Genomic DNA, 22,729 nt, shown 5'->3' on the forward strand with positions numbered 1-22,729 from the left:
TAGGTAAGGCTGGGCTGAATTCGCGCCGGTCGTTGAAAGACAAGAGATCCCCGCATGAGCGCACTTCCGGTGCCCCGTGCCGCGACACCCGCGCACGGCACCCACAGATCGGCACGCTCGCGAACCCTCATCCTGCTCGGTGGCATCATCGTGCTGGTGGTGCTCGCGGCGCTGAGCCTCTTCGTGGGCTCCGGCCGGCTGAGTATCGCCGAGACCTGGTCGGCCCTGACCGGCGGCGAACTCGATGCCACCGGCATCATCGTGCGCGACTATCGTGTGCCCCGCACCATCCTCGCGATCATCGTGGGGGCCGGGCTCGGCGTCAGCGGCGCACTGATCCAGGCCATCACCCGTAACCCGCTCGCCGACCCCGGCATCCTCGGGGTCAACGCCGGTTCGTACCTGTGTGTGGTCATCGGGGCCGCATTCTTTGGCGCGGGCGGAACGCTCGGCCAGGTGTGGTGGGCTCTCGGGGGAGCGCTCGTCACGAGCGTGGCCGTATACCTGATCGGCACCGCCGGGCGGCACGGGGCGAGCCCGGTGCAGCTGGTACTCACCGGCGTCGCGCTCGGCGCGATCTTCACCGGGATCAGCTCGGCCATCACCCTGCTCACCCCCGAGGCGTTCGACAGGCTGCGCTTCTGGGCCGCGGGCTCGCTTCAGGGGCGGCAGATGGACACCGTCCTGGCGGTCGCACCCTTCCTCATTCTTGGGCTGATCATCGCGCTCACCCTGGCCTCCCCGCTCAACGCGCTCGCCCTCGGCGACGAGGTGGCGCGCTCGCTCGGCACCCGGGTCGCGCTGCTGCGGGCGGTCGCGATCATCGTCATCACCGTCCTCTGCGGGGCCGCAACCGCCGCGGTGGGCCCGATCGGGTTCCTCGGGCTGATGGCCCCGCACGCCGTGCGCTCGCTGGTGGGGCCGGATCAGCGCTGGGTGATTCCGCTGAGCATGATCGGGGCCCCCATCATCTTCCTCACCGCCGATATGATCGGCCGCATCCTGGTGGCCACCGAACTGCCGGTGGGTATTGTCACGGCGTTCCTCGGTGCGCCGATCCTGATCTGGCTCGTGCGCCGGAAGGAGGCGAAGGGACTGTGAGTACACCCGCACCATCCTCCGCGCCAGCTAGCACCGCGCTGCGATTCTCCGGCGAGCGCGTCCTGCGCCTTGGTGGATTGAGCCTGCGCGTTCACCGCCGCTCGTTCTGGGTGGGAATCGCCTGCCTGATCGTGGCCCTCGCGGCCGCCGCCTACTCACTGACCATCGGAGACTCCGCGATCTCACTCGGTGAGGTGTGGGGTGCGCTCACCGGTCAGGCCGATGCGGGTACCTCGCGCATCGTGCTGGACTGGCGTCTGCCCCGGGTCCTGATGGCCCTGTGTGGCGGCGCAGCGCTGGCGATGAGCGGCGCGGTCTTCCAAACCCTCACCGGAAACCCGTTGGGCAGCCCCGACATTATCGGCTTCAACACCGGTGCCTACACCGGTGCCCTCCTCTCGATGCTCGTGGTGGGTGGCGGCTCGACCGGGACCACGGTGGGCGCGCTGATCGGGGGCACCGCGACCGGGGCGCTCGTGTACCTCCTGGCACTGCGCCACGGACTGCACGGCTACCGGCTGATCGTGATCGGCATCGGCGTGAGCGCGATGCTCGGCGCGATCAACTCCTACCTCATGATCACGGTCAAGCTCGAGGCGGCGATCTCGGCGCAGGTGTGGGGTGCGGGCTCACTCAATACGATTCGCTGGGTGGATCTCACGCCCACCATCCTGGTTACGCTGATCTGTCTGCCGCTGCTGCTCGTGCTGTGGCGGCAGGCGGGCATGCTGGGGCTCGGGGTCGAGACGGCATCCGGTCGCGGGGTCAACATCGGGTTCCTCCGGGTGGCGCTGCTCGGCCTCGGGGTAGTCCTCACCGCCGCGGTCACCGCCGTGGCCGGCCCGATCGCGTTCGTGGCCCTCGTGGCCCCGCAGATCGCGTTGCGCCTCACCCGCGGCGCGGGCATCCCGCTGCTTCCCACCGCGTTCCTCGGTGCCGCCCTGCTCGTGATCAGTGATCTCGTCGCGCGCACCCTGCTGGCACCGGTCCAGCTCCCGGTCGGGGTGGTCACCGTGGTACTCGGCGGCGGCTACCTCGTCTGGATGCTGATTTCTCGTTTGCGAAAGGCCTGACCCATGGCACCCGAATCCACCCTCGAAGCCGATGCCCTGCGTGTCGGATACGGCAGCACCCCGATCATTCCGGAACTCAGTGTGAGTATCCCGCCGGGGTCGTTCACGGTCATCGTGGGGCCGAATGCCTGCGGGAAGTCGACCCTGCTGAAGTCCCTCGCGCGCATTCTGCCGGTGGAATCCGGCCGGGTGCTGCTCGACGGCGCCGATATTCGGGCGCTGCGCACGAAGGAGCTGGCACGCCGGGTAGGGCTGCTGCCGCAGTCCTCCGTCGCACCCGAGGCCATCACGGTGATCGACCTGGTCTCGCGCGGCCGGCACCCGCACCAGGGCATCTTCCGGCAGTGGTCGGTCGATGACGAGGAAAAGGTGACCCGCGCGCTCGCCGATACCGGCCTCACCGAGCTTGCCTCGGCCACGGTGGATCAGCTCTCCGGCGGGCAGCGGCAGCGCGTCTGGATCGCGATGGTGCTGGCGCAGGACACCCCGATCGTGCTGCTGGACGAGCCCACCACGTTCCTCGATCTCGCCCATCAGATCGAGGTGCTCGAACTCTGCGCGCGGCTTCATCGGGATGGCCGCACCCTGGTGGCCGTGCTGCACGATCTGAACCAGGCCGCGCGCTATGCGACCCACCTGATCGCCCTGCATGCGGGCAGCATCGCGGCCGAGGGCCCGCCCGCCGAGGTACTGACCGAGGAGACGGTCGAGCGCGTCTTTGGTGTACGCGCCCGCATCATTCCCGATCCGGAGACGGGCACCCCGCTGATCGTGCCGCGCGCGGTCGGCGCCGTCACCCCCTAACGCTTGCCAGATGAACCGTCACACTCCCCGAGAGAAAGAGGAACCGATGTCCCGAAACTCCCTGGTGCGCCGCACCCTGACCGCCCTCGCCGCCCTTACGGTGGCCGGCCTCGCGCTGACCGCCTGCGCGACCGGAGATGCGGTGGGTAACAAACCGAAGGACGGCGACCTGCTCGCCTCGGTGGACACCAACTTCGGTACCGTCAACATTCCGAAGCCCAAGGACGGCAAGGAGCTTCGCGTCGTGGCGCTCGGCTGGTCGGATGGCGAGGTGGCGCTGTCCCTCGGCGTGAAGCCGATCGCGATCTACGACTGGCAGTCGTTCGGCGAGAAGAACAAGGGCGTGGGCCCCTGGGCCACCGAGGAGTTCGGGAAGGACACCCCGGTGCTGATTCCCCGCGGCGACGCGGCGCTCAACTACGAGCAGATTCAGTCGCTCAACCCCGATGTGATCCTGAACGTGCGCGCCGCGCTCGATGAGAAGGTGTGGGAGCGTCTGAACGAGATCGCCCCCACCGTGAGCGCCGCGAAGGGCACCCCGGACTACGCGGTCAAGTGGACCGATCACACCCGCCTGATCGCCAAGGTGCTGGGCAAGGAGAAGGAGGGTGAGGCCCTCGTGAAGCGCCTGGAGGACAAGATTTCCGGCATCCGCGCCGAGCACCCCGAATTCCAGGGCAAGACCTTTACCTCGGGCTCCAAGTTTGGTGACGCCTACGGTGCGAGCCTCCCCGGCGATGCCCGCTTCGACCTCTACGGCGACCTCGGCTTCGTGCTGAACCCGAAGATCGAGGCGCTGCCCGCGATGGGCTTCTACGCTCCGGTTTCGGTCGAGCAGGTACCGGCGATGGACGCCGACACGGCCGTACTCACCACGATCGGGTACCCGCTGCAGGCCATCAAGGATGACGCTCTGATCCAGGCCCTGCCGATGGTGCAGGCCGGCCGTGCGATCTTCGCCGACCCGGAGGGCATCGTGATGGCCGGATCGAGCGCGGGCACCGTGCGCGCCCTCGAACTGACCCTCGACGAGGTTGTGCCGCAGCTGGCCGACTCGGTGGCGAAGCTCGGCAAGTAGCGCCGCACGACAAAACTGCCGGGTGGATCCTCTGATCCACCCGGCAGTTCGTGTTGAGGGGGTTACTCGGCGGGTGCGCCGAAGTTGGCCTCGAGCGGGTCTGCGCCCACGCGTCCGGTCTGCGGAAGACCGGTGATGCGCGCGACCTCGTCGTGGGTCAGTTCGAAGTCGAACACCCGGATGTTCTCGGCGATGCGCTCCTCGGAGAGCGACTTCGGGATCACGATGAGGCCGTTCTGCAGGTGCCAGCGAATGATGACCTGCGCGGCCGAGCGGCCGTGGGCGGCGGCGATCTCGGCGATCACCGGGTCGGCGAGCACGGTGTTGGGCTTGCTGCCCGGGCCCCAGCCCGAGTTCGCGGTGCCGCCCAGCGGGCTCCACGAGGTGATCGCGGTGCCGTCGGTGAGCGCGCGCTCGCGCAGCTCGTCCTGGTTGAAACCGGGGTGCAGCTCGATCTGGTTGACCGCGGGTACGGTGAGACCGGCGGCGCGCAGCTCGTCCAGGTGGCGCGGTTCGAAGTTCGAGACGCCGATCGAGCGGGCACGGCCCGAATCGCGGATCTCCTCGAGCGCACGCCAGGTGTCGAGGCGGCGCTGGGCGTTCTGCAGCGGCCAGTGGATCAGGTAGAGGTCGACGTAGTCGAGGCCCAGCTTGTCGAGGCTACCGGCGAAGGCATCGAGGGTGGGCTGGAAGCCCTGATCCTGGTTGCGGAGCTTGGTGGTGACAAACAGGTCGTCGCGGTTCAGCCCGGCGCGGGCGATGGCGCGGCCGACCCCGGCCTCGTTTTCGTAGCCGCTCGCGGTGTCAATATGGGTGTATCCGGCCTCGGCGAGCGCATAGTGCACCACGCGCTCGGCCTCGTCATCGGTGGCCTGCCATACGCCGAGCCCGAGCTGCGGCATCTGGTGGCCCGAGTTGAGCAGGATCTGCGGAACCGAAAGTGTCATGGGTGTACTCCAAAGAGAGAGAAAAAACCGGCGGTATCCCCAGACTACGCCCGGGGACACCGCCGTGGTGTTAGAACTCGGTCAGATGACCGCGCAGGGTTGATGCCGCGTACTCGCTGCGCACGAGTCCGCGCTTCTGCAACGCGGGTACGAGACCATCGGTGATCTCTACCAGGGTGCGGCGGTTCAGCTCGCTTTCAAACGTGAACCCGTCTCCGCCGACCTCCTCGATAATCTCGCCCATCCGGGCGCTCACGGTGTCCGGGGTGCCCACGAGCTCCACGGCCTCCTCGAAGTGCCGCACGCCGAGTGCCTCGCGGAGGGTTCGCCCCTTCGCGATGCGGTGGAAGTCGGCGAGCATGCCCTGGTGGCCGTTGGTGGTGAGTTCGGGGGCCGGCTCATCGAGGGGCAACTCGCTGAGATCCTTTCCCCAGATACTCGACAGCAGCGCGAGCTGATTTCGCACACCGCGCTCGGCGGAGAGGCGCAGGCGATCCTTCTTTGCCCGGGCCTCCTCATCGGTTTCGGCGAGGATCGGATCGATGATGAACAGCACCTTGCAGGCATCCGGCGCCCGGCCGGCGGCCACCGCCTCGGCCTGGATGGCCGCACGATACGTCTTCATTGCGTCGATGCTGGCGGCCTTGGCGATGACGGTGTCCGCATGACGTCCGGCAAAGCGAATGCCCTGGGGCGATCCGCCCGCCTGGGAGAGCACGAGTTCACCGTTGCCCGCACCGGGTACCGGGAGCGGCCCCGCCGAGGAGAAAAACTCCCCGGAGAAGTTCACCGGGTGCACCCGGGTGGGATCGGCGAACACCGGATCGAAGATATCCGGCGAGATCGACTCGGCCTCCCAGGAGCGGGAGAGCTGGCGCAGCAGCTCGGCCCACTCCTCGGCTCGGCGGTAGCGCTGGTCGTGTTCGAGGTGCTCGGTGTGCCCGTAGTTACGAGCACCGCCGTCTCCGCTCGAGGTCACCAGGTTGAGGCCCACTCGGCCCTGGCTGATGTGATCCAGGGTCACCGCCGTGCGCGCCGCGGTGAAGGGTTCCACGAAGGAGGTAGACACCGTGGGGAGTACGCCGATGTGCCGTGTCTGCGCGGCAATGATTGCCGCATAGGGCAGCGGATCAAAGCGCGGGGTGCTGATCGCGTTTTCCAGGTAGACGTCTCGGCTGCCACCGAACTTATCCCCGATCGCGAGGTTGTCGGAGATCAGCAGGTAGTCGAATCGTGCCCGCTCCAGGGCGCGCGCCAGCTCGACATAGAGGTCGGCACCAAACGACTCCCGCCGCTCTCGGCCAAACCAGATCGGGTCGCGCGGGTGCAGGCTCACACCGTTGAGGAACCATCCGAGGTGAAACATACGTGTGCCTTTCTTCGGGGCTACTTGGTGGAGATTTCCGCCGGCCAGATATAGTCGTCGCCGCGGATCTTCCAGTTCAGGGACGAGTTCACGGCGAAGGTCTGCGGCTGCGGCCACAGGTACACCACGTAGGCGTCATCGGCTGCGGTGGTCACCGCGGTCTTGATCTGCGCGAGCTGGGCATCCTTGGTGTCCGCGGCCTTCGCGGCGGCGACGGCCGCATCGTATGCCTCGGGGACCTGACCGTGGGTCTGGCTCCAGGTGTTGCCGTAGAAGGTGAGCAGATCGGTTGCGACCGTGCTGTTGTCGGCGGATCCGAACCAGGTGAGATCGGCGGCCTTATCGGTGAAGGTACGGTCGAGCCACACCTGGCGGTCGGTGACCGTCAGCGTGAGCTTGATCCCGGCCTCGGCGAGCTGACTCTGCAGCACCGGGGCGGCGAGTTCCGCGCCCACATATGCGCCCTTCGGAACCGAAAGCTCGAGGTCCAGACCGTTGGCATATCCGGCCTCGGCGAGCAACTCCTTAGCCTTCTTCAGGTCAAACGGCCAGGCCTTCGTGACCGAGTCATAGCCCTCATAGAGGGAGGAGAGCACCTCGGTGCGGGCCGGCTTCACCAGGCCGCCGTAGATGGTCTTGGTAATGGCGTCCTTGTCGATGGCGTAGTTGATCGCCTCGCGCACGCGCTTGTCCGCCAGCGCCGGGTTGTCCCGGTTGAAGCGCAGTACCTGCACCCGGTTGCTGTCCACCGCGCCGGTGCGCAGGGTCTTCACGGACTTCAGCTGGTTGAGGTCGCTCGGATCGATCACAAAGCCCGCGTCGATCTCACCGCTCTTGAGGCCAGAGAGACGGGTTGCGGCGTCGGAGACCACGCGCAGGGTCACCTTCTTGATGTCTGGCTGGGTGCCCGAGTACTTCGGGTTGGCGGTGAGAACCACCTGCTTCTGCGGTTCATAGGTGGCGATCTCGTAGGGGCCACTGGCGAGGGATTCCAGCTTGGTGTTGTGGGTTTCGGCCCACTTCGGCTGGAGGTAGTAGATACCGGCAACCTTGCGGGGCAGATCGATATCCGGGGTCGTGGTGGTGATCGTTACGGTGGTGGCGTCGGTGGCGGTGGCCTCGGCCACGTTCTTCACGAGCTGGGCGGTCGCGCCGGGGGAGTCCGGGTGATCCTTCAGGCGCTTGATGTTCCACGCCACGACGCTTGCATCCAGGGCTGAGCCGTCGGTGTAGGTGACGCCCGGGCGCAGGGTGAACGTCCAGGTGTGGGCGTCGGTCGCGACCCACTTCTCGGCCAGATCGCCCACGAGCTCCCCGGAGGAGTTCAGCCGGGTGAGCGAGGAGTAGATTGAGCCGAGCACCGAGCCGTCGGAGCGGAGGTTGCCCGAGTCCAGCTGATCCAGCGAGCTGAATGCGCCGGAGATCGCGATGACGATGGAGTCCTTTTTTGCGGCCGAGGCCGGTTCGGAGGAGGAGGCCGGGCCGGATACGACGGCGCAGCCGCTGAGCAGGAGCGCGCCGCCGGTGGCGAGGGCGAGGAGGGAACGCCGAAGCGAGGTTTTCATGATGATTACCGTTCTGGGAGGGGGTGAGGGGAGTTCAGGGCGGCGATCCGGGTGCCGGGGATGGCCTCCAGAAGCTCGCGAGTGTAGGGGTGAGTGGGAGAGGTGAGGACGGTGTGGGTGGGAGCGTCTTCCACGATGCGGCCATCGCGCATCACGACAACGCGCTCGCTGAGGGCCGACACGATTGAGAGATCATGGGTGATGAGCACGAGTGTCATGTGGCGCTCGCGTCTGAGCCGATCCAGCAGCGCCACCACCTCGGCGCGCACGAGGGCGTCGAGGGCCGAGACGGGTTCATCGGCAACCAGGAAATCGGGCTCGCTCGCGAGGGCCCGGGCGATCCCCACGCGCTGACGCTGACCACCGGAAAGCTGCGCCGGGTAGCGCGTCGCGAGCGCCGGATCAAGGGCGACCTCGCCGAGCAGCCGGCCGATTTCGCCCGGGAGCGCATCCCCGCTGATACCGCGGTTTTTTAGCGGCTCGGAAAGCTGAGCGGCCACGCTCCAGCGCGGATCCAGTGAGCTGAACTGATCCTGGAACACGTACTGTGCCCGGGCGATCCGCGGGTTCGCCGGCGCGATTCCGAGCTGTGGTGCAAGACTCAGCGCGCCCGACGTCGGCGCGGTCAGCCCGGTGATCATCCGGGCGAGGGTGGTCTTGCCCGAGCCGGATTCACCAACGATCGCCACCGATTCGCCCCGGCCGATGCTGAGGCTCACCGAATCCACCGCGGCCGGAGGTACCGGGCCGCGCCGCGGGGCGCGGCGGAACCGCTTGGTGAGGTCACGAACCTCCAGCAGGGGTTCGCGGGGTGGCTCATTGCCGGTGGGCGCCGCCGCGGTGTGTGCGCCCTCGACCCGGTTGGCCTCGATGAGCGCGCGCGTATACGGGTCAGCGGGCGCGGTGAGGATGCGGGCGGTGTCGCCGGATTCGACCAGGTGGCCGCTGCGGAGCACTCCGAGACGGTCTGCCCGATCGCCCACCACACCGATGTCGTGGCTGATGAGGAGTACGGCGAGGCCGAGGTCCTGACGCAGCTCGTCAATGAGATCAAGGATGTGCCGCTGCACGCGCACGTCCAGGGCGGTGGTGGGCTCATCGGCGATGAGAACGCGGGGGCCGCGGGCGAGCGCCATCGCGATCATGACCCGCTGCGCCAGGCCCCCGGAGAGCTCCCGGGGAAACGCATCCAATCGCTCGGTCGCGCGCGGCACGCCCACCCGATCCAGCAGTTCTCGGGCCTGACGGGTGCGCTCGCCCCGCGGGGTTGCGCGTGGCAGGGCTTCAATTAGCTGTTCGCGCACGCTGAGCCGCGGGTTGAGTGCGGTGGTGGGGCTCTGGAAGATCACACCAACCTCGTCACGGCGCCAGGCGCGCATGGCCGCGGTATCCCTCGCCTCGGGCAGCTGGCGCGACCCGATGCTGACTCGGCCCGTCTGAATCCCGGAGTGTGGCGAACGCAGCCCGGCGATACTCAGCCCGGTCACGGATTTCCCCGAGCCGGTTTCGCCGACGAGGCCGAAGCACTCACCCGCGCGAATATCGAAGGATACCCCGTGCACAATCGGGGTGAGCGCATCGGGGCGCCCGAAGCTCACCGAGAGATTCTCGACGCGCAGCAGTGGACCATCTTCGAGGATCAGATCCATGGAACACCTCCTCTTCCGGTGGCGGCAAAGCGCCGTGAGAGTGCATCGCCGACCATCTGGACGCCGATCAGGAACACCACGAGCGCGAGCCCGGGGAACACCGGTCCCCACCAGGCATCGCCCAGCTGGGTTCGGGATTCGGCGATCATGAGCCCCCAGTTGGCGGTCGGCGGCTGGCTGCCCAGCCCCAGATAGCTGAGCCCGGATTCGGCCAGCACCGCGGTGGACACGTTGAATGTTACGGTCACGGCGAGCACTGGAATGAGGTGCGGCAGGATGTGGCCGCCGAAGGTACGGAGCCGACCGCTGCCGCCGAGCCGGGAGGCCTCAACGAAGGGGCTCGCGGTAAGCTCTCGGATTTTGTCACGCACCACCCGGTAGTGCATCGGCCACCATTCGAGGCCGATAATGATGATGATTCCGAGCGGTGTCGTGCCAAACAGGGAGAGTGCGAGCAGGGCCAGTACGAGGCCCGGGATCGACAGTTGAATGTCGGCGATGCGGCCGATAACGGCGTCCACGGTGCGTCCGGTGGCGGCCAGGAGCCCGAACAGGACCCCCAGGGTCACGGCGATCAGGGTTGAGAACAGACCCACGATCAGTGCCGCGCGGCCACCGTACAGGACCCTGCTCAGCACGTCGCGCCCCACCTGGTCGGTGCCAAACGGGTGGAACGGATCGATGCTCGGCGCGGAGAGCATCGACCCCAGGTCAACCGCGTTGGGATCGTACGGGGCCAGTAGCGGTGCGAGCACGGTGCCGAGCACCACGACGGCCACGATCGAGATCCCGACGACGAGCTGGGGCGTGGTGCCACTCCGATGAGCCGTTCGGCCACGAGCGCGCAGGCCCGCACCCACGCTCATCGCTCGACCCGGAACTGCGGGTTGAGGATCGCAACCACGATGTCCGCGAGCACGGTGGTCGTGACAAACGTGGTCGCGATGACCACCACCGCGGCGATCACCACGGAGTAGTCCTGGTTCGTCACCGCATCCACCGTGAGCGCTCCAAGGCCCGGCCAGGCGAAGACAGACTCAACCAGGATTGCCCCGGCAAGCAGGGAACCGCTCTGTACTCCGAGCAGCGAGATGACCGGCGCGAGGGCATTGGCAATCACGTGGCGGCGCAGGAACGGTGCCGCCGGGGTGCCCTTGGCGCGGGCGGCAAGCACGTGATCCTGCCCCAGGGTTTCCAGCAGCGAGGTGCGAAACACGCGGGCAATACCGGGGGCCACCACCGCGGCGAGGGTGAGCGCGGGGAGGACGAGGTGCAGCGGGGTGCCGGAGCCGCTCGTGGGGAAGATCGGCAGAATCAGACCAAACAGGAGCACCAACACGATACCGAGGAAGAAGGAGGGGATGGCCTGCAGCGCGAAGATTCCGGTGAGGAGCGCATTCACCACGAACCGGTTACGGAGTACCACGGTGAGGTAACCAATGACGAGCCCGGCAAGCGCTCCGATGATGATCGCGAGGATGGTCAGTGCCAGGGTATTACCGAGCGCGGTGAGAACCGGGCCGAAGGGATTGACCCCCATCCGCAGCGAGGGCGGGAACGAACCCGTTGCGACATCCCGTAGGAATACTAGGTACTGCACGAGCACGGGCCTGTCATAGCCGTGCTCGGCGGTGAGACGCGCGATCTCCTCATCGCTGGCCGCGCCGGCGAGGAGCAGACGGATGGGGTTTCCGGTGGCGGCGATCATGATGAACACCAGTGTGCAGGCACCAAATACGGCCCCAACGCCGCCGAGGATTCGGCCAAGAAGGAAGCGCGGCCAGGGGGAACGCCGACGCTCGGGACTCGCGGAATTGCTCGCTAGACCGGGGGTTTCGAGGGCGCTGGATGGGGATTCGAGCACGCTCATACTGACCGCTGACACATGGGGATCACTCTCACACGGACGCCACCGGTTCGCGCTTTCCGTGGGGACGGAGCGCGCGCTCGGGGCGAGGTAACACTGGGGGATTTGTGTCCCTACGGCACCCGTGTGGGGTGCGCGTCGGCACATCGCCGACGATAACAACTGTTGCTTATCGGCGTCCCGAACGTGTCGTCACGCGTTGTTTCATGACGGAGCGTTGCGCCGCGATTTCCCTCACGGCCGTGTGTGATGTAGTGAAACTACCTTTTGGCGCGGCTAGCGGCTGCTCCGGTGCTCGTGGATCGCCTCGAGCGTGGTGAGCAGGGTCTGGGCCGAGCGCTCCCAGGTGAAGGTGGTGATGTGCGCGCGGCCGGCCTCGACCAGCGCGGTGCGGCGGGCATCATCGTCGAGTTCGAGCACGCGCGCACTCACTTCGGCGGGGGAGTCGGCGTCGAAATAGAGGGCACCGTCGCCGGCGACCTCACGGAAAATGTCCATGCCCGTGATCACCGCGGGCACTCCGAGCTCCAGCGCCTCGGCCACCGGCAGGCCGTAGCCCTCGTCGCGGCTCGCGGTGACGAGGATCGCGTCATTCAGCAGCATGGCCTCGTACTCCTCGTCGCTCACGCCACCGTGGAAGATGACGCGGGCACCGGCCGGGATCAGCGCCTCCAGCTCGGTGCGACGCTCGGGGGTGATGCGGCTCAGCAGGTGCAGGGTGTGTTCGGGGAGCCCGGCCATCGCGCGGATCAGCGTTTCGACGTTCTTATAGGGCATGAACGAGCCCATGTAGACGAGGTTGCGCGGAGCGCGCGAGATATCCGCCGCGGGCTTGTCGCCGCGCGGCTGCGGGGCGTTGGGGATGACCACGACCGGGCGGCGGGTGAGCTTCACCCGCTCAAAATCGGCCTTCGAGGTTTCGCTCACCGTGGCCACGACGTCCGCCGCGTTGAGGGTGAGCCGCTGCGGCACATAGGAGAGGTGGAACAGCCGCCAGCCCATGCGGATAGGCCAAGCGAGGTTCTTCGGGGGCGTACGGTGGCGGTAGTAGATCATGTCGTGCAGGGTGAGCACGAGGCCAAACTTGCGTCCGGCCGCGCCGATGGTCTGCATCGCCGAGAACAGCACATCGGCGCGGTGACGGTTTAACAGGAGCGCGGTGAAGGGCTCGCGCCAGGAGGTCGGGGCGTGAATCAGCAGGGCCTCGGCTCCGGCGGGCAGCGAATCGCGCTGCGCGGGATCGTGGATGAGGTAGGTCACGCTGGTGCCCTCATCGGTGCTCACGAGCTCCGACAGGGCGGCGGCGAGGCTGGCCGAATAGCGGCTGATCCCGTCGTGAAAATCGGTACGGATGTAGCGCGCATCGAACAGGATCTTCATCCTCCGAGCCTACCAGCGCACCCGATTGCGACCCGCGCATGCGGCCCCGATCCGATTGCCGGTATCCTGCGGGAATGACCGATTCGCTGCCTCCCTGCCCCGCCTGTTCCGGAATCTACGCCTATGAGATGGGCGCGCTGCTGGTGTGCCCGGAGTGCGGCCACGAGTGGAACGCCTCCGCCGAGGACGCTTCAGCGGCCGAGAATGGTGCTCCCGAGGAGCGCGAGATTCGAGACGCGGTGGGTAACGTGCTGAGCGACGGCGACACCGTGACCGTGATCCGCGACCTGAAGGTGGGTGGCGGCCAGGGATCGATTAAGGTCGGCACCAAGGTGCGCGGCATCCGCCTCGTGGACGGCGTCAACGGCCACGATATCGATTGTAAGGTGCCCGGTTTTGGTGCGATGCAGCTGAAGTCCAGCGTCGTCAAGCGGGTGGCCGACTAGCGTACGCGTGCAGGCCAGAGCCCCCGATAGCCAGGCTACCGGGGGCGTGTGGAAATGGTGCGGGGGTTTAGCGGGCGCGTGCGGGGCGGGTGGAACGGCTGGTGATAACCTCGCCCGGCTTGATCAGACCCATCTTGACGGCGCGGGCGTTGATTGCGAAGCGCTGTACGGCGAGCATGAGGGCGAGGTAGAAGGTCAGGGTGGCGACGCCGAGGCCCTCGGCGACGAAGAGGTCGACCAGGAGGTGCTGGGCGATACCGACGATCCAGAGCACACCGGTGATCCAGGAACCCTGGCGCATCGCGGTGCCGTTGTCGGACCAGAGGCGCACGGTGTGGGCGCGGATCAGGGCGATGCCGGCACCGATGGCGATGCTGACGAGGGTGAGGATGACGTCGGAGACGGTGAGCGGGTGGTCGGCGAGGAAGCCGTAGGCCCGAGCCACACCGACGGCGGCGAGGATGATCCAGAGCTTGTGGGAGGTGGTGAGGGGCTTGACCCGCAGCTGGTTGGTGAGCAGCCAGGCGAGGATGACGACGCTAATAACAACATTGATCACGATTTCCATGTCTTCAGTCTGCCCTCGGCACTCGGCCGGCGGATCAACCATCCGGGTGGAGAAACGGGTGGAGATCGAGGTCTATCCCGCCCATTGCCGAATCGATCGCGCATGATGGATGCATGAGCCTCACTGACCCTGCCCCCGAGCACCGGATTGCCGATCGCGTGCTGAGCCCCGGCCGCACCATCGCGCGCATGGTGGTGCACCTGTTTGGTGTGGTGTCGGCGATCGCCGCGACGTTTGGTCTGGCGGGGCCGTTTGCTACCAAGGCACCGGCGATCGTGCTCTCCCTGATTGCATGCGTGGTGTGGACCGCGGCGGCCTTTTACTGGCCCAAGCTCAGTGACACCGCGTTTTTCCGCGCCTGGGCGCTCATCTTCCTCCTGGGGGCGGTGGCCGGCGGGCTGGGGTCGGGTGGGGCATCGATCATCGTGCCGGTGGCCGTGTTTGTGCTGCTGGGTACCCCGTGGATCACCATTCAGCGCACGCTGTGGGTGGGGGCCGGAGCCGTCATCGGCTATCTGGTGTCGCGCCTGTTTGCGCCGACCATCGAACCCAATGATCTGCCGCTGCTGATCAGTCTGGTCGGTGTGGTGGGCGTTTCGCTGATGCGCCGGATGGCGTCGACCGAGCGCGAGGCCGACCGCGAGCTCCTGGTGCAGCGCGCCGAAACCGCCGCGCTCGCCGAGCGGGCGCGTCTGGCCCGCGACCTCCACGACGTTCTGGCGCACTCGCTGGGCGGCCTGGTGATGCAGCTCGACGCGATCGACGTGATCGCCGAGGCGCAGGCGGCCGATCCCGGGCTGCGCGAGCGTATTCGGGGTGCCCGCACCCTCGCTCAGGAGGGGCTCGAGGATGCCCGCCGGGCGGTCGCGGCACTGCGCGAATCCGGGTCCCTGGAGGAGGCGCTGGAGACCCTGCGCCGCCACGCGGACGCCCTCGGCCATGCGGTGAGCGTCGACACCGAGGGCGACCTCGATTCGGTGCCCGCGGCGGTGGCCGATGCGCTGCGCGCCGCGGTGACCGAGGCCCTCACAAACGCGCGCAAGCACGCCCCCGGTGCCGCGAGCGCCGTGCGGGTGGAGGCGCAGAAGCAGCGGGCCAGCGTGCGGATTTCCACCGGTGCGGGCATCGCGGATGCCGCGGGGTCGGCGATCCCCTCGGGAGGGCACGGCCTGGGCGGTTTGCGCGAGAGATTTAGTGCGCTGGGCGGCACGATCAGTGCCGGCGAACGGAACGGAGAATGGGTTGTGAGCGGCGAAATCGAGTACCACTGATGCGGGCCGAACTCCCCGGGGTCTGGGATACTAGAGCTCCCGGCCGAAGTACCGGGGCTGACGAAGGGCCTGTGGATATGAGCGACTCCCCGGACATCCGCGTCCTCGTGGCCGATGACCAGGCCACCGTGCGCGACGGCCTCGCCACGATCCTCGAATACTCACCCGGGGTGAGCGTTGTGGGCACCGCCGAAAATGGTGAGCGGGCCGTGGAACTGGCCCGTGAAACCCGGCCCGACGTGGTGCTGATGGACCTGCGCATGCCCGTGCTCGATGGCGCGGCCGCGACCCGGCAGATCCGCGCCGAACTTCCCGACACCGCGGTCCTCGTGCTCACCACCTACGCGGATGACTCCTCGATCGCCGGCGCGCTCGCCGCGGGAGCCGCCGGCTATCTGACCAAGAGCGCGGGCCGTGAGCAGATCCTTGCCGCCCTCAACGCGACGGTGGCGGGGCAGCAGACCTTCGCCCCCGAGGTGGCGGCGGTCATGATCCGCGGGCTCGGCCAGCGTTCGGCCCGGCAGACCCTCGCCCGTGAGGCCGGCCTCACCGAGCGGGAGAGCGATGTCCTCGAACGCATGGGCCAGGGCGCGAGCAACCGCGAGATTGCCGAGGCCATGTTCGTCTCGCTCTCCACCGTCAAGACCCACACCAACAACCTCTTCGCGAAGCTCGGGGTCTCCTCCCGCGCCGAGGCCATCGCCCGCCTGGGCGAGAGCGGCTAGCGCGTGCGATACTCGCGGATCAGCAGCGCGAGGAAGTAGAGGCCGCCGATCGACACCGTGACCATGCCCACGGGCAGCTGAACCGGGGCGAAAATGCGCTGTGCGAGGAAGTCCGCGGCGATCAGGAGCACGCCCCCGATGAGCGCCGAGGGCAGCAGGGCAAGCCCCGCGGTTTTCGTCACACGGCGGGCGATCTGCGGGGCCACCAGGGCGATAAACGCGATCGGTCCGGCGATGGCCGTGACCGCGGCGGTGAGTGCAACCCCGAGCAGAATCGCGACCAGCCGTAACCGCGTCGTGTGGGTGCCGAGGGCCGCCGCCGCGTCATCGCCGAGTTCAAGCTGACGCAGTCCCGGGCCGAGCGCGATCGCCAGCGGAAGCAGAATCGCGAGGGTGATCGCGGCTGCCGGAAGATGCTCGATGCTGAGCCCGTTCAGGCTTCCGCTACCCCAGACCCCGGCGCGCATCGCGGCCTCGATCGGGGAGCGCAGGATCAGCCAGCTGTTAAATGCACTGAGCATCGCGGCCACCCCGATGCCCACGATGATCAGCCGGAAGCCCTGCACCCCGCCGCGATAGGACAGCGCGAAGACCACCGCGGCGGTGAGAATGCCGCCGATGAGTGAGCCGATCGCGGTACCCACGTATCCGCCGCCCAGCACGATCATCGCGATCAGTGCGCCGGTGTAGGAACCGGAGGCGAAACCGATGACGTCCGGGGAACCCAGTGGGTTGCGGGTGAGCGACTGGAAGATTGCCCCCGATACCCCGAGCGCCGCCCCGAAGATCAGCGCCAGAAGGGCGCGGGGAAGCCGCCACTCGGTGATCACCATCGTGGCCCCCCGGATCGCCGGTGCCGGTAAAGACCGCGAGCACATCGGGCACCGGAATCGTGTACGTTCCCGAGCTCACCGCGGCGACGACCAGGCACAGAGCGGCCACCAGGCACAGCAGTCCCACGAGGATGCCGCGGCGCTCGAGACGCAGCGACCACCAGCGCGTGCGCCACACGAGGTGGTGCGGATTACGCGGCGGCGCAGCCCGGGTCACAGTCCGCTCAGCTTTCGTTTCCGGGCGAGCAGGATCAGGACCGGGGCACCCACAAACGCCGTGACGATCCCGGCCTCCAACTCGATCGGGCCGCCCATGATGCGGCCAATAATGTCGGCACCGACGAGCAGGATGGGCGCGCAGACGATCGTGTAGGCGAGGATCCAGCGCTGATCGGGCCCCACAATCCAGCGTGCAGCGTGCGGGATCATCAACCCAACAAACCCGATCGGTCCGGTCGCGCCGGTCGCGGCCCCGGCCAGCAGGGTGACCGCGATAATCACAAGAATGCGCACGACGGCGAGGTTGGCACCGAGCGAGCGCGCGAGATCATCGCCGAGTGCCACCGCGTTGAGCGCGCCCGCGCAGCCCACGGCGATCACGATCCCGATGAGGATAAACGGCGACACCGCGGCCAGGACATCCCAGCCGCGCCCCGCGAGGGAACCCACGCCCCACCCGCGCATCTTTTCGAAATTCTCGGGCCGCAGCAGGGCGATGGTGCCCGAAAACCCGCCGAGGACGGCGCCGAGTGCGACCCCCACCAGGGTGAGCCGGATCGGTGTGGCCTGCCGCGGCCCGGCGGAGCCCAGCACATAGACCAGCACGGTCACGAGCACGGCCCCGCCGAAGGAGAGCCAGAGGTACTGGTGAATGCTCGTAATGCCCAGAAACCCGACGCCGATCGCGATCGCAAACGAGGCCCCCGCCCCGACACCGAGGATTCCGGTATCGGCGAGGGGATTGCGGGTCAGCGCCTGGATCAGCGCCCCGGCCACGCCGAGCGCACACCCCACCACGAGCCCGAGAAGCGCCCGCGGCAGACGCATCTCCCGCACAATATAGGCCGATTCGCCGCCGTCGTTGACCCAGAGATACCGCCAGGCCTCGTCGGCCGGAATGGCACGGGTACCGACCACGAGACTCAGGAGCAGCGCGAGAACAAGCACGGCCAGGGCAATCGCCAGGCCGAGCATCCGGCCCCCGCGGCCGCGCAGCAGCACGGTGCGGGCCGCGGGAGCGGACGCCGAGGAAGAGACCGAATCGGCTCCGGAAACGGGGGCTCCGGAAGCGGATACTGCGGAAGCGGGCACTGCGGAAACGGGCACTGCGGAGGCCCCCGCCGCCGCATCCCGCGTTTCGGGGGAAACCCGGGTCACAGCCCCAACCGTTCGAGCTGATCCTCGTAGGCGTCCCGCGCAAGCTCCTCATCGGCCGGGTTCTCCCAGAGCTGGCTGAGGCGCGTGGTGACGGACTCATCGAGCGCCTCCCAGCGGGTGATCCATTCCTCCGAGTTGTGCCGCCAGTAGCCGATGATCTTCATCGAGGTGCCTGGCACCTTCAGCTCGTGACGCAGCAGTCGGCGAGCATCACGCAGCTCGCCGGCCTCGCCCGCCACCCACACGTAGGTGCCCGGCTGGATGCTCATCGCCCGCAGCGCCTCGGTCATTGCCGAGGGGGCCACCCCGTTGCCTCGGCCGGAAATCCACTCGGTTTCGAGGGCGGCGGGGCTCGTGAGCTCGATCCGGTGATCGGCCTCGGCCACCTCGATGATCGCACGCGCGTGGGCGGTAGCGGGGAGGCGTTCGAGGAGGCGACCGAGTGCGGGAATCCCGGTCGCATCGGTCACGAAGAGGTAGCGTTCGAGGTGGTCCGGGGCGTCGTAAAGTCCCCGGGGCGAGCCGAACAGCAGGCGATCACCCGGGGCCGCATTTTTCGCCCAGGTGGCCGCGTGGCCGTGACCGTGCAGCACAAAGTCGATGTCGATCTCGGCGTCCGCCGCGCTAAACCGGCGGATCGTGTACGGGGCCACGTGCGGATACTCACCCGCGAAGCTCCAGTTGCCGTTCTCCTCGACGGTGGGTTCCTGCAGGGTGCCGTCGAGCTCGGGGAAGTGCACGCGCACATACTCATCGCCCACGTCGGTGCTGGGAAAACCGGAGAGCCCGGGATCGTGCAGGGTGACCCGCACGAGCCCGGGAGAAAGCGGGGTTACCGCCGTCACGGTGCCGAAGTAGGCGCTCACTTGACCTCCGCCCGAGCCGTCTCGACCCGGGTGAGTAGCGGATCAATGTCGTTGAGGTTGATGGTGCCCCAGCCGTAGGAGCCGGTGGGCGAGTAGGGAATGTTCTCGAAGACCATGCCGTCCTTCACTGCGGGCAGGTTCTTCCACAGCACGCTGTCGGTGAGGGCGGGCACGATGTCCGTGATCGGGATCTGGCTGAACAGCACGGTCGCGTTGTTCAGGCGGTCCAGAGCCTCGAAGGAGAACCAGTTCGGGAACTTCGCCTCGTTGATCTCATCGGGCTGCTGGTCGCGGTAGCGCGCGCCGACGTCGGACCACACGCCCCCGGTGAAGTGGGTGGAGGCGTAGGTGCCCCAGGTGTCCTCGGTGGGCACAAACACGGCCATGGTCTCGTTGTCGAGGAAGCTCGGGTGGGCCTGCTTGACCTCGGCGAGGCGGTCCTCATAGGTCTTCTTGACGGTGGCTAGCTGCTCGGTGCGGCCCATGAGGTCGGCCATGCCGTCGGCGCGAGTCTTCCAACTCAGGCTGTCGCGGGCGGAGAAGGTCACGATCGGGGCGATCTTTTCCAGCTGCGCGCGCATCGGGTCATCCAGCGGCAGGAAGTCGTCGGTGGCGACGATCACATCGGGCTTGGCCTGGGCGACGGCCTCGACGTTCAGCTCGTAGTACTCGCCGATCGAGATGGCATCGGACTTCTGTACCTGCTCGCGATAGGTGTCGGGGATGCCGCGGGATTCCTTCTCGAAGTACGTGTTGACCACACCCACGGGCTTCACCCCGAGGTCGAGGAGGGCCGCGGGGGTGTAGAAGTCCACCGAGACGACGCGATCGATCTTCTTCGGGATCGTGACGGTGCCGGTGTCGGTGGTGAATTCGCGGGTCGAGGCGCTCGCCGGGGCGGCGCCGGATCCGGTGGCGCAGGCGCTGAGGGCGAGCGCGGCGAGTGCGGTCAGCGCGACGCCGGCGAGGCGGCGCGAAACGGAGGTGCTGTTCACGGAGGTGCTTTCTTTTGGGGAACCGCGCGGGGCGCGTCGGGGGAGTCGGCTACACCCAGCATCGTGATTAGAGCTTAGGGCAGCCTTGCCTCATAACTCTAGGGCGAGGTTGATCCCGGGAGGGTGACGAAAGATACCGGTATTACGACAGGATTGGCGATTTTGCGCTAGTCGGTGCGCGAAACACTGCGGAAGTACGCAGCCGGGGTGTGCCCGGTCACCGAGCGGAAGGTGTCGATAAACGTACTCGGGTTCGCGTAACCCAGCCGGCGGGCTACCGCCGCGACGGTGTGCCCGGCGGCCAGATCGATCAGGGCCAGCCGCACCCGCACCAGGATGCGCCACCGCGTCAGGCTGAGCCCGGTGTCCGCCTCAAAACGGCGCATCAGCGTGCGACCGCTCAAATTCAGGGTTGCCGCCCAGTCCTCCACCGTGCGTGAATCATCCGGCCGGGCGATGATCCGCTGGGCGATATCCACGAGCTCCGGGTCGGTCGGCAGCGGGATGTCCAGCGACGCCGCGGTCACCGGGGTGACCAGGTCAACGATCGTGCGCTGCAGCCGGAGCCGCTGGGTGTCCGGCATCTCCTCGAAGTGGTTGTGCAGCAGGAGTTCGCGCAGGGCGGGGGAGAGCGACACCCCGAGCACATCGGGCCAGGTGATCTCCACCAGATCCGGATTAAGGTAGGTCGCATAGGTGCGGGTGCCGGCCTTCGCGCGTACCCGGTGGGGCGTGCCGGCCGGGATCCAGATGCCCAGCACCGGAGGCACAAGCCACACCTGATCCGCGGCCTCAACGGTCACATTGCCGGTGGGCGACCACAGAATCTCATGCTCATAGTGATGGTGGGCCCGCCAGCTGATGGGGGAATCGGCCGCGACCATCATCGTGGTCACGAGCCAGGGGGCATCCACCATTCGGCCGGGCGGCGCGGCAAACGGCGAGCTGGGGAGTGCCTCAAGGACCGGTGCGCCCCACAGGCGCACCGGGGTCTCGGGCGGGATACCGGTCATCCCTCGGCACGATACCAGGTGGTGTTAGACCAGGCCCTCGCTCAGCTGGCCGTCGGCCATCTGCCAACGCCTGGTCAGTCGCACGTTTTCGAGCATCCGGCGGTCGTGGGTGACGAGCAGCAGCGTGCCGGTGTAGCTCTCCAGAGCCTCCTCCAGCTGTTCGATGGCGGCGAGGTCGAGGTGGTTGGTGGGCTCATCCAGCACCAGGAGGTTGACCCCGCGGGCCTGGAGAAGCGCGAGGCCGGCGCGGGTGCGCTCGCCGGGGGAGAGCTCATCTACCGGGCGGTCCACGTGGTCGGCGCGCAGGCCGAATTTCGCGAGTAGGGTGCGCACCTCGCCCTTCTCGAGGTCGGGCAGGCGGTCCGCCATGGTGTCGGCGAGGGAGGCATCCCCCACGAGCTGGGCGCGGGCCTGATCCACCTCGCCGATCGCGACGCCGGTGCCGAGCGAGGCCCGGCCGCTATCCGGGGTGAGCCGGCCGAGCAGCAGCCCGAGGAGGGTCGACTTTCCGGCGCCGTTGGCCCCGGTGATGCCGATCCGGTCGCCGCCGTTGACCTGGGTGCTCACCGGGCCAAAGACGAAGCCGCCGCGGTCCAGCACTGCCGCATCGAGCGTGCACACGACCGCGCCCGAGCGCGCCGCCTGACCGATGGTGAACTCGAGCTTCCACTCCTTGCGCGGCTCCTCCACTTCGTCGAGGCGGGCGATGCGGCTCTCCATCTGGCGCACCTTCTGCGCCTGCTTCTCGCTGGATTCCACCGAGGCCTTGCGGCGAATCTTGTCATTGTCCGGTGCCTTCTTCATGGCGTTGCGCACGCCCTGGCTCGACCACTCGCGCTGGGTGCGCGCCCGGGCCACCAGGTCGGCCTTCGTATCGGCGTACTCCTCGTAGGCCTCGCGGCGCTGCCGGCGCGCGGTCTCGCGCTCCTCCAGATAGGCGTCATAGCCACCGCCGAACAGCGAGTTGCGGCCCTGGTGCAGGTCGAGTTCGAGCACCTTGGTGACGGCGCGGCCGAGGAACTCGCGGTCGTGGCTGACGAGGACCGCGCCGCCGCGCAGCCCGCGAATGAACGCCTCCAGGCGCTCCAGTCCGTCGAGGTCGAGGTCATTTGTGGGCTCATCGAGCAGCGCGATGTCGAAGCGCGAGAGCAGCAGCGCGGCGAGCCCCACCCGGGCGGCCTGGCCACCGGAGAGGGAGGTCATCAGGGTGCCGGTGGGCAGGGTGAGGCCGAGGTCGGCGAGCACCTCGGGGATGCGATCCTCGAGGTCGGCCGCGCCACTCGCGAGCCAGCGGCCGAGCGCGCGGTCGTAGGCGTCGGCATTTGTGCCGGTGGGATCGGGGTCGGCGAGCGCCATCGCCGCGGTGTCCATCTCGGCCTGGGTGTCGGCGCAGCCGGTACGACGCTCGATATAGGCGGTGATCGTCTCGCCCTCGACCCGCTCGCGCTCCTGCGGCAGATAGCCGACGAAGGCATCGGCGGGGGAGCGGGAGATCACGCCCGAGGCCGGATCAATGAGCCCCGCGAGCACCTTCAACAGGGTGGACTTCCCGGCACCGTTGACACCCACCACGCCGATCACATCGCCCTCGGTAACGGTCAGGGTGAGACCCTCGAAGAGGATGCGGTGGCCGTAGCCTCCGGCGATGTCGCGGATATCCAGCGTTGCACTCATGCCCCCATTCTTTCAGGCCGGGCGGGGCCGTGGAATACACGCGCCGCGGGCCGGTAACCTCGCATCCTCGATGCTCGGCCGCCGTCGACGGTAAATCCCCGGTTGGCCGCAGCGGGTATCATCCGTACTAT

At 67.8% G+C, this 22,729-nt stretch carries 21 protein-coding genes; 7 read left to right on the forward strand and 14 right to left on the reverse strand.

Annotation, left to right across the window (positions count from 1 at the left end; genetic code table 11):
- Window positions 1-54 precede the first annotated feature (54 nt).
- The 4 genes from D9V32_RS03475 to D9V32_RS03490 are packed head-to-tail and all read left to right on the forward strand — an operon-like array spanning window position 55 to window position 4,056.
- Window positions 55-1,101: an iron chelate uptake ABC transporter family permease subunit gene (locus D9V32_RS03475; RefSeq protein WP_121647499.1), complete on the forward strand. Its 1,047-nt coding sequence runs from the start codon at window positions 55-57 to the stop codon at window positions 1,099-1,101.
- On the forward strand, window positions 1,098-2,174 hold the full coding sequence (locus tag D9V32_RS03480) for a FecCD family ABC transporter permease (RefSeq protein ID WP_245982005.1): 1,077 nt from the start codon (window positions 1,098-1,100) through the stop codon (window positions 2,172-2,174). The genes D9V32_RS03475 and D9V32_RS03480 overlap by 4 nt, the downstream gene beginning before the upstream one ends.
- A gap of 3 nt (window positions 2,175-2,177) precedes the next feature.
- On the forward strand, window positions 2,178-2,978 hold the full coding sequence (locus D9V32_RS03485) for an ABC transporter ATP-binding protein (protein WP_121647500.1): 801 nt from the start codon (window positions 2,178-2,180) through the stop codon (window positions 2,976-2,978).
- A 46-nt stretch (window positions 2,979-3,024) separates the two neighbouring features.
- Window positions 3,025-4,056 (forward strand): iron-siderophore ABC transporter substrate-binding protein, encoded by a 1,032-nt coding sequence (locus D9V32_RS03490; protein ID WP_183086162.1) that lies wholly within the window; start codon window positions 3,025-3,027, stop codon window positions 4,054-4,056.
- Between the two features lie 62 nt (window positions 4,057-4,118).
- Here the strand turns inward: D9V32_RS03490 and D9V32_RS03495 are convergent, their stop codons facing one another.
- The 7 genes from D9V32_RS03495 to D9V32_RS03525 form a co-directional block, all read right to left on the reverse strand.
- The gene (locus D9V32_RS03495; RefSeq protein WP_121647502.1) at window positions 4,119-5,003 is read right to left on the reverse strand and encodes an aldo/keto reductase; all 885 of its coding nucleotides are present in this window, start codon (window positions 5,001-5,003) and stop codon (window positions 4,119-4,121) included.
- Window positions 5,004-5,073: 70 nt separating this feature from the next.
- Complete coding sequence (locus D9V32_RS03500) at window positions 5,074-6,369, reverse strand: NtaA/DmoA family FMN-dependent monooxygenase (RefSeq protein ID WP_121647503.1); 1,296 nt, start codon at window positions 6,367-6,369, stop codon at window positions 5,074-5,076.
- A 20-nt stretch (window positions 6,370-6,389) separates the two neighbouring features.
- Window positions 6,390-7,934, reverse strand: coding sequence for an ABC transporter substrate-binding protein (locus D9V32_RS03505; RefSeq protein WP_121647504.1), 1,545 nt, complete (start codon window positions 7,932-7,934; stop codon window positions 6,390-6,392).
- A 5-nt stretch (window positions 7,935-7,939) separates the two neighbouring features.
- Window positions 7,940-9,583 carry an ATP-binding cassette domain-containing protein gene (locus D9V32_RS03510; protein ID WP_121647505.1) on the reverse strand — a complete coding sequence of 548 codons (1,644 nt, stop codon included), beginning with the start codon at window positions 9,581-9,583 and terminating at the stop codon, window positions 7,940-7,942.
- Window positions 9,574-10,449, reverse strand: a complete 876-nt coding sequence (locus D9V32_RS03515; RefSeq protein ID WP_121647506.1) for an ABC transporter permease — start codon at window positions 10,447-10,449, stop codon at window positions 9,574-9,576. Before D9V32_RS03515 ends, D9V32_RS03510 begins: the two co-directional genes overlap by 10 nt.
- The gene (locus tag D9V32_RS03520) at window positions 10,446-11,447 is read right to left on the reverse strand and encodes an ABC transporter permease (RefSeq protein WP_183086163.1); all 1,002 of its coding nucleotides are present in this window, start codon (window positions 11,445-11,447) and stop codon (window positions 10,446-10,448) included. The genes D9V32_RS03515 and D9V32_RS03520 overlap by 4 nt, the downstream gene beginning before the upstream one ends.
- Window positions 11,448-11,726: 279 nt before the next feature.
- Window positions 11,727-12,830: a glycosyltransferase family 4 protein gene (locus D9V32_RS03525; protein WP_121647508.1), complete on the reverse strand. Its 1,104-nt coding sequence runs from the start codon at window positions 12,828-12,830 to the stop codon at window positions 11,727-11,729.
- A 74-nt stretch (window positions 12,831-12,904) separates the two neighbouring features.
- Between D9V32_RS03525 and D9V32_RS03530 the strand changes: the two genes are divergently transcribed.
- The gene (locus D9V32_RS03530; protein ID WP_121647509.1) at window positions 12,905-13,276 is read left to right on the forward strand and encodes a zinc ribbon domain-containing protein YjdM; all 372 of its coding nucleotides are present in this window, start codon (window positions 12,905-12,907) and stop codon (window positions 13,274-13,276) included.
- Between the two features lie 67 nt (window positions 13,277-13,343).
- Here D9V32_RS03530 and D9V32_RS03535 read toward each other — a convergent pair whose 3' ends face one another.
- Window positions 13,344-13,844 carry a hypothetical protein gene (locus tag D9V32_RS03535; RefSeq protein ID WP_121647510.1) on the reverse strand — a complete coding sequence of 167 codons (501 nt, stop codon included), beginning with the start codon at window positions 13,842-13,844 and terminating at the stop codon, window positions 13,344-13,346.
- A gap of 113 nt (window positions 13,845-13,957) precedes the next feature.
- Here D9V32_RS03535 and D9V32_RS03540 point away from each other — a divergent pair, with 113 nt between their 5' ends.
- Both D9V32_RS03540 and D9V32_RS03545 read left to right on the forward strand, forming a co-directional pair.
- Entirely contained in the window at window positions 13,958-15,115 is a 1,158-nt protein-coding gene (locus tag D9V32_RS03540) for a sensor histidine kinase (protein ID WP_121647511.1), read from the forward strand.
- A gap of 77 nt (window positions 15,116-15,192) precedes the next feature.
- Window positions 15,193-15,840, forward strand: coding sequence for a response regulator transcription factor (locus D9V32_RS03545; protein ID WP_121647512.1), 648 nt, complete (start codon window positions 15,193-15,195; stop codon window positions 15,838-15,840).
- Here the strand turns inward: D9V32_RS03545 and D9V32_RS03550 are convergent.
- The 6 genes from D9V32_RS03550 to abc-f all read right to left on the reverse strand — a co-directional run bounded on the left by D9V32_RS03550 (window position 15,837) and on the right by abc-f (window position 22,598).
- A complete protein-coding gene (locus D9V32_RS03550; RefSeq protein WP_220700643.1) occupies window positions 15,837-16,673 on the reverse strand; it encodes a FecCD family ABC transporter permease in 837 nt (278 codons plus the stop codon). The genes D9V32_RS03545 and D9V32_RS03550 overlap by 4 nt on opposite strands.
- A 213-nt stretch (window positions 16,674-16,886) precedes the next feature.
- Entirely contained in the window at window positions 16,887-18,050 is a 1,164-nt protein-coding gene (locus D9V32_RS03555) for a FecCD family ABC transporter permease (RefSeq protein WP_245982014.1), read from the reverse strand.
- Window positions 18,047-18,916 (reverse strand): siderophore-interacting protein, encoded by an 870-nt coding sequence (locus tag D9V32_RS03560; RefSeq protein WP_121647513.1) that lies wholly within the window; start codon window positions 18,914-18,916, stop codon window positions 18,047-18,049. The genes D9V32_RS03555 and D9V32_RS03560 overlap by 4 nt, the downstream gene beginning before the upstream one ends.
- Window positions 18,913-19,911, reverse strand: a complete 999-nt coding sequence (locus tag D9V32_RS03565) for an ABC transporter substrate-binding protein (protein WP_121647514.1) — start codon at window positions 19,909-19,911, stop codon at window positions 18,913-18,915. Before D9V32_RS03565 ends, D9V32_RS03560 begins: the two co-directional genes overlap by 4 nt.
- Before the next feature lie 167 nt (window positions 19,912-20,078).
- Window positions 20,079-20,924: a helix-turn-helix domain-containing protein gene (locus tag D9V32_RS03570; protein WP_220700644.1), complete on the reverse strand. Its 846-nt coding sequence runs from the start codon at window positions 20,922-20,924 to the stop codon at window positions 20,079-20,081.
- Between the two features lie 24 nt (window positions 20,925-20,948).
- Window positions 20,949-22,598 (reverse strand): ribosomal protection-like ABC-F family protein, encoded by a 1,650-nt coding sequence (gene abc-f, locus D9V32_RS03575; RefSeq protein WP_121647515.1) that lies wholly within the window; start codon window positions 22,596-22,598, stop codon window positions 20,949-20,951.
- Window positions 22,599-22,729: the final 131 nt, after the last annotated feature.

Source organism: Mycetocola tolaasinivorans (assembly GCF_003667565.1).
GTDB lineage: Bacteria > Actinomycetota > Actinomycetes > Actinomycetales > Microbacteriaceae > Mycetocola > Mycetocola tolaasinivorans.